This window comes from Sinorhizobium fredii USDA 257 (genome assembly GCF_000265205.3).
GTDB lineage: Bacteria > Pseudomonadota > Alphaproteobacteria > Rhizobiales > Rhizobiaceae > Sinorhizobium > Sinorhizobium fredii_B.
The window spans coordinates 256,045-270,067 of record NC_018000.1 but is presented as its reverse complement, the minus strand read 5'-3'; the positions used below and the strand labels follow the sequence as shown (position 1 = coordinate 270,067).

Below are 14,023 nucleotides of genomic sequence, written 5' to 3'. Positions count from 1 at the left end.
GCGTCCATGAGGCGCTTAGCTCAGACGGATACGGGGATCGATGATGGCGACGACGATGTCGGCGATCAGGTTGCACAGCACGACGAGTATTGCCGAGAACATCAGCAGCCCCATCACCACCGGGTAGTCGCTGTAGCCGAGACTATCGAGGAACAGCCGGCCCATTCCCGGCCAGGTAAACACCGTCTCGGTGACCAGAGCACCCGTGAGAACGCTGGGAAGCTGCATTCCCGCAAGTGTGATCATTGGCAGCAGCGCATTGCCGACGACATGCTTCATCAAGATCCGGCGTTCGCTTAGCCCCTTGGCGCGGGCTGTCTTGACGAATTCCTGGCTGATAACGTCAAGCGTCGCCGTGCGCATGTAGCGGCTCCAGATGGCGACATGGACCAGCGCCAGCACAATGCTCGGCATGATCAGGTGATGGAGGTAATTCAGGGCCGAGCCGTCGCCGATCGTGTACATATTGCCGGCCGGCAACCAGCCCAACCGGAGCGAAAACACGTAAATGCCGACAAGCCCGAACCAGAAGGTCGGGATCGACAACGCCACCATTGCACCGACCGTCGCCAGATAGTCAAAAATCGAATACCGGTGCGTGGCGCCGCGAATGCCGATCCACGTGCCGATGGCGATCGCGATGACTGTGGATGACCCCATCAACAACAGTGTTGCAACGAGGTGGCGGCCAATCACGTCCAGGACCGGCGCGCCGTCGCGGAAGGAGTGACCCCAGTCCCCCTGTACGAGGCGCCAGGCCCAGTCCAGATATTGCATCCACAGCGGACGGTTGAGCCCCAGTTGCTCCTTGAGACGATCGAGATCCGCTTGCGTCATGCCGGGATCGAGCCCGAATTGCGCCAAGGGGCCACCCGGAATGAGGTTGAGGACGACGAACCCGATGACCGATACGATCAGGAGCAGGACGAGGCTCTGTGAAAGGCGATTGAGCAGGAAGCCGCGCATTGGCTCTCCTCCTTCATGACAGCGTCAATGAATGGCCGCCGCCGCAAGCGGCGGCGGCCGCTTAGGTCAGCTCTGCCAACGCCATGCTGCGGCCTTCCAGGAGGCCGTGCGGGTGTTGGCGTTGGGCTCAAAGCCCTCCAGCCCCTCCTTGCGCCCGACCACGTTGGTGTAGGCAAACAGCGGCAGGAACGGCAGATCCTGACGGACGATTTCCTGCACGCGGTTATAGATCGCGCGCCGTTCCTCCGGATCGAAGGTGCGGGCGCCTTTTTCGAGCAGCGCATCGACTTCCGGGTTGGAGTATTGGGCGGTGTTCGAGCCCTTCCCGCCCTTCGCGCCAATTGCGCTGGTGTGGAGGCGGTTGGTGGCGTCCGGATCCGCGGCAATGAGATAGGTGACGCCGGCGATCGCCGAGTCGAACTGCGACTTGAGCCAGAATTCGCCCCACATGACGGCCGCCGGCAGATTCGAAATGGTCATCTCGACGCCGATCTCCGCGAACGTTTGCTGCAGGAACTGCTGCACTTGTTCACGCAGATTGTTCCCTGCGGTTGTCGCATTGGCGAAGGACAGCCGGACCCCATCCTTCGCACGTATCCCATCCGGTCCCGGCACCCAGCCAGCTTCGTCGAGGATTTTGCGCGCTAGGTCGAGATTGAACTCCTGCGCCGGCAGGTTCGGATTGTAGTAGTAGGACTCCTTCGGCATGAAGGTTTCGGTGAGGGTGCCTACGCCGAAGTAGATCGCGTCGATAATTGCATTCCTGTCCATCGCGGCATAGAGCGCCTTGCGCACCGCCGGGTCCTTGAATTGCGGCTTCTCAAGATTGAGATAAATCGACTCGAGCGATGCCCCGGGCTCCAGAGTCACTACGCGGCCCGGCAATTTGCTGGCTTCCTCGTAGTGGTCGGCGGTTATGTATGCCTGGTCCGCAAGGTCGATGTCGCCGCTCTTGAACTGGGTGTAGAGCACCGTCATGTCAGGAATATATTTGAAGACGAGCCGCTCGATATAGGGACCCTCTCCGAAGTATTGAGGATTCGCGACGAGTTCGAGATGGTCGCCGGCAACCCGCTGCGCCCACTTGAAAGCACCGGTGCCGACGGGCGCCTGGTTGAAGGCGGCGGCGTTGGGATCGGCCTCCTTCTCGAGAATGTGCTTGGGCACTATGAAGGTTTCGGCGAGAAACGACAGGTAGGGGGCGAAAGCCTCCTCCATGCGCCAGGTGATCTCAGTCGGCGAAACCACCTTAATATCCCGCACCAGGGAATGCCCACCCGTGCGCCACGCGCGGAATTTCGGGTTGGTGATGAGCTCGAGGGTGAACTTCACATCCTCGGCCGTGAAGGGCTCGCCGTCGTGCCAGCGAACGTCATCACGCAGGCGGATGCGCCACTTCAGGCCGTCCTCTGAAATGCCGCCATTCTTCTGTGTGGGCACTTCGGCCGCGAGATTGGGTTGGAGAACACCTTTCGGATCCATGCGGAAGAGGGCGTCGAAGACTGAGAAATGGACCGCGTCGTCCACCTCGATATGTGCCATCAGCGGATTGAAGACGGTGGGTTCTTGCGAAAGCCCGACGACGACACGGCCGGTCGGGTTGGCGGTATCGGCAAAGGCAGGCTTGCCGAGCAGGTTGGGTGCGGCAAAGCACGCAATGCCGCCCGCTGCCATTAAGCGTAGCGCTTCGCGCCGTGAATAGCCCGATTTCGTTGTAGAATCTTTCGTCATGATATTTCCTCCCTAGTGGTATTTCCGCCGTAGCTCTCAAGAATTAACGGCAATCGGTCGAGTGTCCCTCGGGCGCTCCCCGGGAATCGCCGCCACCAGCTCGCGCGTGTAGGCCGATTGCGGGTTCAGAAAGATTTGGGATGGTGGGCCGCGCTCGACGATCTGCCCTTTCTGCATCACTGCGATTTCGTTGCAGATCTGGCTGGCGACGCGCAGATCATGGGTGATGAAGATCATCGAAACGCCGGTTTCCCGCTGGATCTGGTCGAGCAGCTTGAGGATCTGGGCCTGGATGGACACGTCGAGCGCAGAGACCGCCTCGTCGGCAATCAGCAGCTTGGGCTTGAACATCAAGGCCCGGGCGATGCCGATGCGCTGACGTTGCCCACCGGAAAACTCGTGCGGATAGCGGCCGAAGGCGCCGGCATCGAGACCGACATGGGCCAGCAACGCTCGCGCCTCCTCACGCGCCTGAACATATGGCATGCCGTGCGCGACGGGACCGACGGTAAGAATTTGTCCAATGGTCGATCGCGGGTTCAGCGACGCGAAGGGATCCTGGAAGATCATCTGGATCCGCGGCCGCAGCGGTCGAAATTCGGACTCGGAAAGCTTGGCGATGTCGCGGCCTTCGAAAAGAATCCGACCGCCATCACTGTCCTGCAGCTTGATCAAAAGCCTTCCCAGCGATGACTTGCCAGAACCGCTTTCGCCGACAACGCCGAGGGTGCGTCCCGCAGCCAGATCGAACGAGACGTCCTTCACCGCAGGCACGATGCGTTGGCTGCCGAACAGGGCACTGCCGCTGCGATAAGTTTTGGACAATCCTTCGACCTTCAGGATGGTCTCGTTGCTGGCCTTCTCCTGCGGTTCGCGATCCTTGCCGGTCAGGTGCGGGACGGCGGCAATCAGGCGCTGGGTATAGGGGTGAGTGGGGGATTTCAGAACCTGATCGGCGCTGCCTTGCTCGACAACGCGACCTTTTTCCATAACCACAACACTGTCGGCGATCTCAGCCACAACACCGAAGTCATGGGTGATGAACATCACGCTCATACCCTTGCGGCGCTGAATGTCACGGATCAGCTTCAGAATCTGCGCCTGCGTGGTGACGTCGAGGGCCGTGGTCGGTTCGTCGGCGATCAAAACCGCGGGTTCGAGCGCGAGCGCCATGGCGATCATGACACGCTGACGTTGCCCGCCCGAGAGCCGGAACGGATACTGGTAGTACATGAGCTCCGGATCGGGCAGACCGACTTCCGTCAGCAGCTCGATGGCGCGCTTGCGCCGCGACGCCTTCGTGCCCACGCCATGTGCCGTCAGGACTTCGGTAATCTGCTCGCCGACCGTCATCAGCGGGTTGAGCGCCGAGAGCGGATCCTGGAAAATCATGGATACAACGCGGCCGCGCAGTCCTCGCAGTTTTTTCGCCGGTGCGCCAATGATGGCCGTACCATCGAGATGAATAACGCCGGACGAGACGGGGATCAGCTTCGGCAAGAGCCCCATGATTGTGTTGGCCGTTACCGACTTGCCTGAGCCGGACTCGCCGATAATGCACAGGATCTGACCACGCTTGAGATCAAACGAGATGTTCTCGACGGCATGGGTCCGTTCCATGCCTTTCGGCAAGTCGACTGTCAGGCCACGCACCGAAAGCGCTGCGTCGTCTCCAGAAACAGCCTCTGTTCTAGCGGCCATCGAGATTCCTCCCTTTTCAATGGAGCCGTTACTTTGCGATTTTACCCGCTGCTCTATACGTGCTGCCATCCGACAATCGTTCTGCAGGCAGTGCGCATGCATTCCCTGTACTTCAGCGCCATCGCTACCAATCAGGGTCTGATGCTCAATCAATATAAGATTGGTCTTGCAATTGGTGTCAATATAGATCAATTTGGTTGCGGAAAAAAATAATTAGCGAGGGCTCATGAGCGTAGTCTTGAAGGATTTCATCGAAGCCGAAGGTCTGGAGCCCGGAGATCGATTACCGCCTGAGCGCGATCTGGCGCTCAAACTCGGGCTGCCCCGCACCGCACTTCGACGAATGCTTGCTTCTCTGGAGAAGGAAGGCCGGCTCATCAGGCATGTGGGCAGGGGGACATTTATCGCTGGCAGCGGGGTTACCTCGACGGCCCTGCGTCGCCCGCCAGGCAGCACGGGAGACGCGTTGCGCACCTATCCGGCCGAGGTTTTCGAGGCTCGGCTGATCATGGAACCCAAGATCGCCGCCTTGGCGGCGTTACGGGCGACCAGACAGGAGATCGACGAAATGCAGAAATCGATCGATCGGGGCAGCGCGGCTGAAACCTTGGTCGAATTCGAGAAATGGGACGCTGTCTTTCACCGCATCATCGTCGGAGCCGCCCGCAATGGCCTTCTCGCCTCGCTCTATGAAGGTATTCACACGGTACGGGCAGGAAACCTCTGGGGGAAAATGAAGGAGCAGTCACTAACCCCTGAGCGCATGAAGGCTTATATCGCCAAGCATCAGGCCACTCTTGACGCCATCAAAGATCGCGACAGCAGAGAGGCCGAGCGAAACATGTACGACCACATTGTCGAAGCCAGAGCAAATATACTTGGCCCGAATGCCTGAGCACCTGATAGCGGTCTGGTATTGAAGCGTGTTGTTGCACTTCGCATGCTTGACCGGTTTGAGATCAAATTAAGCACCGCGACGGTGTGTTGGCTCAAGACGCAGCATAGAAATCTTCTTGAATGGTGGCGAGAAGCCAAGACACAAATTGATCGATCCCACTCGTCTTCTTCGCCAGCGCCGAACGAATGATGCCGTAATGTGAGCCATCAGGCTGAAAGCCGAGTGGCGCATCGAGGCGGCCATTGCGGATATCGTCGATGGCAATGATCTTGGGGCACATGGCCACACCCAGACCGCCGGCTGCGGCCTCCACCATCAGGAAATGATGGTCAAGAAAGCGCGTCGAGCGCGGCTTCGGCGCGTCCGGATGGGCGGCGGACCACTTCTGCCAGGCGTCCGGCCGGGTCTTTGCAGCAAGCGCAACATAACCACCGGCCGCAAACCGATCCGCCATGGCGGGATGCATGACGGGACCGACTTCCTCTTCGATCAACCGTTCGACCTGCCAGTTCGCCTCGATCGCGAAATCGAGCCTGCGGATCGCGAGCGTGATATGGTCGCGCGCAAAATCGAAGCCCCCACCACCGACGGAAAGGTGAAGGTCGATCTCGGGCTGGCGATCCTGGAACTCCGAGAGCCGCGGGATCAGCCAGCGCATGGCAACGGACCGTTCGCAGGAAACGACGATCGGCGGGGACACGTCAACTTTGCGAATATCCTCCAACGCTGACGCTACGAGCGACAGCGCGTTCGTCGTCGCCTGCGCGAGCCGCGTGCCCTCTCCCGTCAACCTTAGGCCGCGCCCATCCGGTTCTAGCAAACGGATTTGAAGGTGTTCGGAGAGTTTTGAAACGCGTCGGCTGACGGCACCATGCGTCAGGTTTAACTCAGACGCGGCCGCACGTACGGAACCCAGGCGGGCCACGACCTCAAAGGCACGCAGATCATCGAGGGAAGGAAGGTCCGAACGCTTCATTGGTGACAATATATCACCAATACGCGTGAAATCATATCGATTTTCCTCTCAAGATTTGAAGAATAGCCTGAGGTCATGGCAAAAACCATTGATAAATCAAACACGTTGGCGTCGTCGCAGACGACCTGACAAGCGCGGCGGACGGGGCAATCGCTTTCCTGAAACGCGGCTATATCCCCCGCATCTGCAGAGTAGGACCGGACGATACACAAGCCAGTCTCGTCTCCATCGACACCGGCAGCCGCAGGCTCGATGCAAACCGATGCAGCGCATGTGACGCGCCAGGCGGTAACGACGCTTGCAGACAGGCCGTTCCTATATAAGACGATTGACTCCACCCTGCGTGGCCATATCCGCGTGGAAATTGCCGCCGCATTCCAGGCCAGCAGCCGGCCACGTTTGGTCATCGCACCTGCTTTTCCCGCTGCCGGGCGCACGACGATCGACGGCATTCAACTGCTGCACGGTGAGCCGGTTGCGCAAACGGCGTACGGCCGCGACGCAGTCCATCCCGCCCACACGTCTCGCATCGAAGACTTGATCGAGCCCGGCCTCGGCCGGATCGCTAAAATTTCCGCCCACGCCGAGGAGGGCGAGATCGGCAAGGCCATTGGCGGCGCTCCGGTAGTCATCGTCGATGCATGCGAGCAGGTGATGCTGAATCGTCGGATTGCGCAGATCCAGAAGCACGGCCCGGCGCTTTGGGTCGGCTCGCCGGGCATGGCGGAGGCGTTAGCCACGGTAGTCGAGCGGCGCACAGGCCAGGACATCTTCACGCCCGAAGCCACGCCGCACCGTGTTCTCGTGCTTGTCGGCAGCGCAAACCATGTCAGCCATTTGCAGTGCGAGACGTTGGCCGCGACAGGCGCTTCGGTCGCAATCCGTGCGACGGATATCGACGAGACAGCTTCTGTCGTCTGCATCCGTACCCCGCACATCCGCACCAGCGACCCGGCGAAGGCGCTCGCCACCCTGGTGGACGAGGCAGAGATCGCATTAGCCCGGCATCGATACGACGCCATCGTCGCAACGGGTGGCGAAACGATGCACGCCCTTTTGGAACGGCTCTCCCTTCACGCTTTCGATTTGATCCGCGAACTCGAGCCCGGTTTTCCCCTCGGCTGCGCTCGTCTTGCCGATGGACGAATGATGCTGCTCGCCATGAAGGCAGGCGGCTTCGGTTCCGCCGTGACGCTGCGCAATGCCGCCGACACCATTCGCCGAATTGGAAAGGAGCACGCATGAACACCTCCCTGCCGCTTGCCGTCACCATGGGCGATGCATCCGGCATCGGGCCGGAGATCGTGGCAAAGACGATGCTTGCCCGCACCGACCTACGTCGCAACATCGTCGGCGGCGACCCGGCCGTGATGGCGAAGGCCATCGCCAGCCTCGGCGGCGGTTTGCCCATGAACGAGATCCATGACGTCGCCGACGCGAAGCCGGATGGCGCCCTGAATATCCTCGCCGCGACCCGCATCGAAACCCCACCAGCACTCGGCAAGGTGAGCGCCACCAGCGGCCGCATGGCCTATGATGCCGTCGTGGCGGCGATCGATCTCGCCAGGACGGGCAAAGTCGCCGGCATCGTGACGGCGCCGATCCACAAGGAGGCGCTTGCCGCTGCGGGGCTTCCATACCCCGGCCACACGGAAATCCTCGCGGCAAAAGGTGGTGCGGGGCGCGTGGCGATGATGCTCGCCAATGACGATATCCGCTCGGTGCTGGTGACGATCCATTGTTCGCTGGCAGACGCGATCCGCCAGGCCGATTTTCCGGCACAGATGTCCGCGATACGCCTCGCCCACCAGGGGGGTCGCGCGTTGGGTTTCGCCCGCCCCCGCATCGCTGTTGCGGGGCTCAATCCGCATGCCGGCGAAGGCGGTCTCTTCGGAGATGAGGAGATCCGCATCATCGCGCCCGCCATCGCGGCAGCCCGCTCGGAAGGCATAGACGCCAGCGGCCCATGGCCCGGCGATACGGTTTTCATGCAGGCGCGAAACGGCCGCTTCGATCTGGTCGTCGCGCAGTATCACGACCAGGGGCTGATCCCGGTCAAGTATCTCGGACTGGAAAAGGGCGTGAACATCACGCTCGGCCTGCCCTTCGTGCGCACAAGTCCCGACCACGGCACCGCCTTCGACATCGCCGGCCGTGGCATTGCCGATCCGAGGAGTCTCGAAACAGCGATCGACTACGCCCGCCGACTGGCGAAGGCACCGTGCGACCAGGAGGATTGACATGACCCCATCGATTTCATTTTCATGCTGACCCGCAACGACCGGGCGATCCCGGACGCGCTGGAACAGCTTCCCTTGGTGCTTTCTGCGGGTGTCCGTCATATCGGCTTCAAGGATATCGGCCTGCCCTTCGAGGTGCTTTCCGACCTGAACCGGGAAATCCGGGCCGCAGGCGCGAAGAGTTATCTCGAAGTGGTTTCACTCGACCGCGCCAGCGAAATCGCGTCGGTGCGCGCCGCCCTCACGCTCGGCGTCGACTATCTGCTTGGCGGCACCCATGTCGACGACGTCCTTCCCCTCCTTAAGGGAAGTGGGATCCGCTACTACCCCTTCCCCGGCCGCATTGCAGGCCATCCCAGCGTTCTGGATGGGTCCACGACGGAGATCGTTGCAAGCGCAAAGGACCTTGCCGCCCGTGAGGGCGTCCATGGCCTCGATCTCCTTGCCTATCGCGCCGATGTCGATGTCGCAGACCTTATCCGGGCCGTCTGCGACGCCGTCGCCAAGCCGGTCATCGTCGCAGGCTCGATCGACCGCGCCGAACGCATCCATGCCGTCGTCAGCGGCCGGGCCGCCGGCTTCACGGTCGGCACCGCCGCCCTGGAGGGCCGCTTCCCTGCAGCCATTCCAGGCTTGGCGCATCAGCTCCTGACGATCACTTCCATAAAGAACCAGGCGAAAGCGCTAGCCGAGCAGTAGCGGAGAATGCGCCTTGGCCACGGCGCTAGCCTCCTCCTCTGCGTCGAACCGGAAATTGGTGCTGCGGGATTTTTCCTCCTGCATAAAGGTCATGTCGGCTGGCCTCGCTGATATCGGTCGGCTCGAAAACCGGTCGAGATCCGCGTCGTCGAAGACGACCTCGTTAAGGTCGCCGAACTTCGCTCGCGTTCATCTACGATGGAAGCAATCGACTGCCTCGAGCGTCGGGCGAGTCTCGGATCAACGGCGCTCAGCTCCCGTTGATTGAGCACGGAACGGAGACGCCGTCTGTGTACCGGCTAGGACCCCCGGCTCGCCGTACGTCGACGGTTCGAACCACCTCGCCCTCGACGGTTTCCACAAACAGGGACAGAAGTACCTACCCGAACCTGTCCAGCATCTTGAAATACATGCCAACCAGCGGCAGGAACCAGGGTGTGCCGAAATGTCCCGGCACCGCCGGCCATTCGAGACCCTTCAGCGGATTGCGGTCGGGCCGGTCGAGGATCGCGTCGGCGATGATCATGCCGAGATGCGTGGAAAGCTGCGCCCCGTGGCCGGAATAGCCCATGGCGTACCAGACGCCGTCATGATAGCCGGCGCGCGGGAAGCGGTCCTTGGTTATGTCGACGAGGCCGCCCCAACAATAGTCGATCTCGACATTGGCGAGTTGCGGGAAGATCGCTGCGAGGCTTGCCTTGAGTATCCCGCCGATCTTTGCATCGGAGCGCTGGTCGGCGCTTGCCGAGAAGCGGGCGCGGCCGCCGAAGATCAGGCGGTTGTCCGGCGAGAGCCGGAAATAGTTGCCGATATTCATTGACGTGACGCAGGTGCGGTTGCCGGGCATCGTCGCCGCGATCTCCGCTTCGGTCAGCGGCCGCGTGGCTATGACGAAACTGCCGACCGTGATGATCCGGCGGCGGAAATAGCCGAAGGTCGAGGGCGTGTAGGCCCCGGTGGCGACAAGCACGGCATCCGCGGTGACGCTAGCCCGGGCGGTTTTCAGTTGATGGCGGCTGCCCGCCTGCTGATGTTCCGTAACGGCTGCCTGCTCGAAGATCGTCGCGCCGCGACGCTTGGCTGCCTCGGCGAGCCCGACGACGTAGCGGCCCATGTGCATCATCGCGCTCTTTTTTGAGAGCATCGCGCCGAAGAAGGGGGAGCCGACTTCCTGGTTCAGGTCGCCTGCTCCGAGAAGCGCTGTGTCCGGGTCGACCTCCGCATGCACGGCTTCGAAATTGCGGGCGATCGCGTCGAAATGCTGGGGCTTGGAGGCGAGCTTCAGTTTTCCGGCGCGGCGGAAATTGCAGTCGATGCCCTCCTCCCCGATCAAGGACTCGATCGTGTCGATCGAGTCGTCAAGCGCCTTGTAAAGTGCGATCGCCCGCTGCTTGCCGAGTTCGGCCTTCGCCGCCAGATAGCTATGCGCAAGCCCGTTGTTCAGGTGTCCGCCATTGCGGCCGGAGGCACCCCAGCCGACTTTCTCCGCCTCCAGCACGACGACCTTGGCCCCCGCCTTGGCGAACTGCCGGGCGGCGCCAAGACCGGTGAAGCCGCCGCCGATCACTGCGACGTCGTAATGGCCATCGACCGGACCCTCTGCCGCCCCTGCGAAGGCCGGGGTATTGTCGTGCCAATAGGGGAGGAATTTCATGGCGGTGCGCCTTCTCGCTAGTGATCGAAACGCCCGCCGCCGTCAGAGCAAAGGGCGAAGTGTTGATGAGATTCTATGGCCGAAACAGGTTCGTCAGCGGCAGGTGCCGCTTCCCGACCGGTGATTTCAGCACGACGAAGCTGAAATATTTGTCGATGCCGACGTCCAACTCGACCAGCCGCTCCATGATCTCCTGATATTCGCCGATCCCGGTGGTCACGAATTTTAAGAGGTAGTCGTAGCCGCCGGAGACCACATGGCACTCGATTAATTGATCGATCTTCTCAACGGCGGCGAGGAAGCGTGCAAAGTCGGTCTGCCGGTGGTTCTTGAGCGTGACCTCGGTGAACACCGTTAACGTCTGCCCCAACTTGGCGACATTGATCTGCGCCGAATAGCCCTCAATAAAGCCCTCCGACTGCAGCTTCTTCACGCGCATGAGGCACGGGCTCGGCGATAGGTTCACCACCTCCGAAAGTTCCACATTTGTCATTCGGCCATTCTGCTGCAGCACGTGCAGGATCTTGACGTCGATCCGATCGAGTTTCATGGACTTACTTTCGCTTATGAGAATCGCTCGAGCCCGCGATCCGGTAAATTCGGCCGCCGAGGCAGCCTATGTTACACCTGCGCGACGGCCTTCTTGAGCGCGCACTCCATGGCTTCGAGGAACCGGTCCACATGCTCCGCCTGGCAAATCAGCGGCGGGCGCACCTTCAGCGTATCCTCGTTGGCGCCCGTCGTACTGATGAGAACGCCATCGTCACGCATCAGGTTTACGATATCCAAAGCCATGGCGCGCCGGCTGGCCTCTCCCGCTCCATCCAACCCGATGTCGATGCCGAAGAACAGCCCGGCATTTCGAATACCGCGAATGCCGGGGTGCAGCTTGGCAAGATGCTCCAACCCCAGCCTCAGGCGCTCACTCATGGCGTGCACATGCTCGGGGATCCGATCCCTTTGCAAGATTGTCAGGACGGCGTCAGCCGCCGCGATCCCGACGGTATTGCCGCCGAAGGTATTTGAGTACCGGGCAGTAGCGCCAAAGCAATCCATCGGTTCCTTACGGCCGACGACGGCGCCGATCGGAAATCCATTGCCCATCGGCTTGCCGAGGGTAACGAGGTCCGGAACAACTTCGTGCCGCTCAAAACCCCACATATGTGTGCCCGTGCGTCCAAAGCCCGGCTGCACTTCATCCGCGATCACGAGACCGCCCGCCTCCCGCACCGCCTTGATCCCGCCGGCGATGAAGCCAGGCGGGTCCACCCAGACGCCGTCGCTGGAGAAAATGCTGTCGATGAGCAGGGCCGCGATGCCAATGCCACGTCGATTCAAATCGGCGATAGCGGAGCGAACCTGTTCTTCAAAGAACGTTGCAGCTTGCCAGTCCGGTACGCCCGCGGGCCCGTGCAGCGACACCATCCGTACGGCAGGACTGAGCCTGACGGCGTCGCCCAGATTGGGCGACACCATCGCCGTTGCCGCGCTGGTGCCGTGATAGGCGTGGGAAGAGACGATCACGCCCTCACTGTCGCTGGTCAGCCGGGCGATCCGGAGCGCCAGATCGTTCGATTCGCTTCCCGTGCAGGTAAAGACAACGCGGTTCAACTCCTCGGGAAAGGTGGCCACGAGCCGTTCGGCATAGTCGACAAGCCTCGGTTCGAGATAGCGGGTATTTGCGCTCATTCGGCTGGCTTGTTCCGCCATGGCAGCGTTGATCTCGGGATTGCAATGCCCGAGAGAGGGCACATTATTGTAGAAATCCAGATAGCGATGTCCGTCGGGGTCGTAGAGCCACATGCCCTCGCCGCGAACGAAATGGACCGGTCGGCGGTATTGGAGCCTGTAGGAGGCCCCCAGTACGTTGTCGCGCCGGGCGATCAGCTCAGATTCGCGGGGGGGAATTGTGGCTTCCCCGGGGGTAAAGCGGTTGGGCATGAGATCTGTGGACATAGCTTTGATCCTGCTTAAGTTTCCATCCGCGAGAAGGTCGCGAATTACCGTAGTGATTGCCAAGACGAGTGACGAATGCCACGCCGGGCTAAGGCACCGCGCGACGCACAGCCATCTCGGCCTCCCCGACTCCTAACGCCGACAGGATAGAGAGCCCGCGTTCGGCTCGGGCCACGTTCTTCTTGATATATGCTGCCTCTGCCGGAAACAGCTCGGCTCGCCAGTAGTTGATCAGGATGAGGGCGCTTTGCCGCGCCTTTATCAACCCGACGAGCAGTTTTGCCTCGAGCGCGGAAAGCGGAAGCACCGAAGCATAACCAGCGATGAAATTTTCTGCGCCGCCCAGAGCCAAAGACGGGTCCGTCACCACGTGGCTTGCCGCAATCGCAAGATCCTGAAGCCGTGGACCCCAGCAGCCGTCGCCGAAATCAATGAACGCGACACCATCATCGGTCAGGAGTGTGTTGAACGGGCTGGGGTCATTGTGCGTGACCTGCCATGCTACCTCGCGCAGCTGCGGCTTGATGAGCTCGACATAGTTGCTCATGGCAAGACGCACGGATTCTGCAACGGACCCTGAAGGCAGATGCTGCTCCAGTTCCATTAGCCTCGGCCAGCATCCGACATGCCAAAGGACTGGGCGGTGCATGGCGGGCAACTTCAGAGGCTCGAGAGCCAAACTGAGCCTACCAAGCGCCTGGCCGACCTGGTAAAGGACGTCCGGAGTGGCGTTCGCCTGGTGCAGCGGCACCCCTGAAAGTCGGGTCTGCAGATAGCCGCAAATCTCCTCCTCTTCGAACATCAGCGTACCGCCGCTGGTACGCACGATATGAGGTGCTGCGAAACCGGAAGCACCTTCCAGCCCTGCCAGGGCCGCAACCTGGAAGCGGAAACTGTCTCGTCCTTCCGGCCGCGCTGACGTTTTGAGGATCAACCGATCGCCGTTCAACAGGGTGACGTCCGCGGTACACTCGACTTCCGAGGACAGGACCATGATCATTCCCGTCAAACCGTAGTGGCGTAGTAGCAGCTCACCCGACACTCGTGCTTCCGCAGCGCTTGGCTTTGTCGCCAGAATAGCGGCAGCGGCTCGAAAATATGCTTCGGTGAAAGGCGCGCAGACCGACTGGTTGCCGTCGAGATGACCCTCGCCGTTGTCTGGAACCGCATCGTTACAAGCACCCAAGATTGAGACCCTCGCA

General features: G+C 61.1%; 12 protein-coding genes and 1 pseudogene. 4 read left to right on the top strand and 9 right to left on the bottom strand.

Going from position 1 to position 14,023, the window contains the following annotated elements; genetic code table 11:
* Positions 1-15 precede the first annotated feature (15 nt).
* From USDA257_RS01205 to USDA257_RS01195, 3 genes are all read right to left on the bottom strand, one after another.
* Positions 16-966 (bottom strand): ABC transporter permease, encoded by a 951-nt coding sequence (locus USDA257_RS01205; protein ID WP_014761035.1) that lies wholly within the window; start codon positions 964-966, stop codon positions 16-18.
* 66 nt (positions 967-1,032) lie between these two features.
* Positions 1,033-2,697 carry a peptide ABC transporter substrate-binding protein gene (locus USDA257_RS01200; protein ID WP_014761034.1) on the bottom strand — a complete coding sequence of 555 codons (1,665 nt, stop codon included), beginning with the start codon at positions 2,695-2,697 and terminating at the stop codon, positions 1,033-1,035.
* 36 nt (positions 2,698-2,733) lie between these two features.
* Positions 2,734-4,398 (bottom strand): ABC transporter ATP-binding protein, encoded by a 1,665-nt coding sequence (locus USDA257_RS01195; RefSeq protein WP_014761033.1) that lies wholly within the window; start codon positions 4,396-4,398, stop codon positions 2,734-2,736.
* A gap of 226 nt (positions 4,399-4,624) precedes the next feature.
* Between USDA257_RS01195 and USDA257_RS01190 the strand changes: the two genes are divergently transcribed.
* A complete protein-coding gene (locus USDA257_RS01190; RefSeq protein ID WP_014761032.1) occupies positions 4,625-5,293 on the top strand; it encodes a FadR/GntR family transcriptional regulator in 669 nt (222 codons plus the stop codon).
* Positions 5,294-5,387: 94 nt separating this feature from the next.
* Here USDA257_RS01190 and USDA257_RS01185 read toward each other — a convergent pair whose 3' ends face one another.
* Together USDA257_RS01185 and USDA257_RS37550 are read right to left on the bottom strand one after the other, a co-directional pair.
* Positions 5,388-5,996: a LysR substrate-binding domain-containing protein gene (locus USDA257_RS01185; RefSeq protein ID WP_223843476.1), complete on the bottom strand. Its 609-nt coding sequence runs from the start codon at positions 5,994-5,996 to the stop codon at positions 5,388-5,390.
* A 135-nt stretch (positions 5,997-6,131) separates the two neighbouring features.
* Positions 6,132-6,272: pseudogene (locus tag USDA257_RS37550) on the bottom strand (helix-turn-helix domain-containing protein); the annotation flags it as partial.
* A 252-nt stretch (positions 6,273-6,524) separates the two neighbouring features.
* On the opposite strand from USDA257_RS37550, the gene USDA257_RS01180 reads away from it, so the two are divergent.
* Genes USDA257_RS01180 through USDA257_RS01170 form a run of 3 tightly spaced genes read left to right on the top strand, consistent with a single transcriptional unit; the run spans position 6,525 to position 9,211 of the window.
* A complete protein-coding gene (locus USDA257_RS01180; protein ID WP_014761030.1) occupies positions 6,525-7,517 on the top strand; it encodes a four-carbon acid sugar kinase family protein in 993 nt (330 codons plus the stop codon).
* The gene (pdxA, locus tag USDA257_RS01175; RefSeq protein WP_014761029.1) at positions 7,514-8,512 is read left to right on the top strand and encodes a 4-hydroxythreonine-4-phosphate dehydrogenase PdxA; all 999 of its coding nucleotides are present in this window, start codon (positions 7,514-7,516) and stop codon (positions 8,510-8,512) included. Before USDA257_RS01180 ends, pdxA begins: the two co-directional genes overlap by 4 nt.
* 24 nt (positions 8,513-8,536) lie before the next feature.
* Positions 8,537-9,211: a 4-hydroxythreonine-4-phosphate dehydrogenase gene (locus USDA257_RS01170; RefSeq protein WP_014761028.1), complete on the top strand. Its 675-nt coding sequence runs from the start codon at positions 8,537-8,539 to the stop codon at positions 9,209-9,211.
* A gap of 379 nt (positions 9,212-9,590) precedes the next feature.
* Here USDA257_RS01170 and USDA257_RS01165 read toward each other — a convergent pair whose 3' ends face one another.
* The 4 genes from USDA257_RS01165 to USDA257_RS01150 form a co-directional block, all read right to left on the bottom strand.
* Positions 9,591-10,865 (bottom strand): NAD(P)/FAD-dependent oxidoreductase, encoded by a 1,275-nt coding sequence (locus tag USDA257_RS01165; protein ID WP_014761027.1) that lies wholly within the window; start codon positions 10,863-10,865, stop codon positions 9,591-9,593.
* A gap of 73 nt (positions 10,866-10,938) precedes the next feature.
* Positions 10,939-11,415, bottom strand: coding sequence for an Lrp/AsnC family transcriptional regulator (locus USDA257_RS01160; RefSeq protein ID WP_014761026.1), 477 nt, complete (start codon positions 11,413-11,415; stop codon positions 10,939-10,941).
* A gap of 71 nt (positions 11,416-11,486) precedes the next feature.
* Complete coding sequence (locus tag USDA257_RS01155; RefSeq protein ID WP_014761025.1) at positions 11,487-12,821, bottom strand: aspartate aminotransferase family protein; 1,335 nt, start codon at positions 12,819-12,821, stop codon at positions 11,487-11,489.
* 88 nt (positions 12,822-12,909) lie between these two features.
* Entirely contained in the window at positions 12,910-13,821 is a 912-nt protein-coding gene (locus USDA257_RS01150; RefSeq protein WP_223843386.1) for a phosphotransferase enzyme family protein, read from the bottom strand.
* Between the last annotated feature and the right edge of the window lie 202 nt (positions 13,822-14,023).

Excerpts from the sequence above, each read along its gene's own strand:
- USDA257_RS01155 (WP_014761025.1), bottom strand. The coding sequence starts at position 12,821 with ATGTCCACAGATCTCATGCCCAACCGCTTTACCCCCGGGGAAGCCACA.
- USDA257_RS01150 (WP_223843386.1), bottom strand. The coding sequence starts at position 13,821 with ATGATCATGGTCCTGTCCTCGGAAGTCGAGTGTACCGCGGACGTCACC.
- USDA257_RS01195 (WP_014761033.1), bottom strand. The coding sequence starts at position 4,398 with ATGGCCGCTAGAACAGAGGCTGTTTCTGGAGACGACGCAGCGCTTTCG.
- USDA257_RS01160 (WP_014761026.1), bottom strand. The coding sequence starts at position 11,415 with ATGAAACTCGATCGGATCGACGTCAAGATCCTGCACGTGCTGCAGCAG.
- USDA257_RS01165 (WP_014761027.1), bottom strand. The coding sequence starts at position 10,865 with ATGAAATTCCTCCCCTATTGGCACGACAATACCCCGGCCTTCGCAGGG.
- USDA257_RS01200 (WP_014761034.1), bottom strand. The coding sequence starts at position 2,697 with ATGACGAAAGATTCTACAACGAAATCGGGCTATTCACGGCGCGAAGCG.
- USDA257_RS01180 (WP_014761030.1), top strand. The coding sequence starts at position 6,525 with ATGCAAACCGATGCAGCGCATGTGACGCGCCAGGCGGTAACGACGCTT.
- pdxA (WP_014761029.1), top strand. The coding sequence starts at position 7,514 with ATGAACACCTCCCTGCCGCTTGCCGTCACCATGGGCGATGCATCCGGC.
- USDA257_RS01190 (WP_014761032.1), top strand. The coding sequence starts at position 4,625 with ATGAGCGTAGTCTTGAAGGATTTCATCGAAGCCGAAGGTCTGGAGCCC.
- USDA257_RS01170 (WP_014761028.1), top strand. The coding sequence starts at position 8,537 with ATGCTGACCCGCAACGACCGGGCGATCCCGGACGCGCTGGAACAGCTT.
- USDA257_RS01205 (WP_014761035.1), bottom strand. The coding sequence starts at position 966 with ATGCGCGGCTTCCTGCTCAATCGCCTTTCACAGAGCCTCGTCCTGCTC.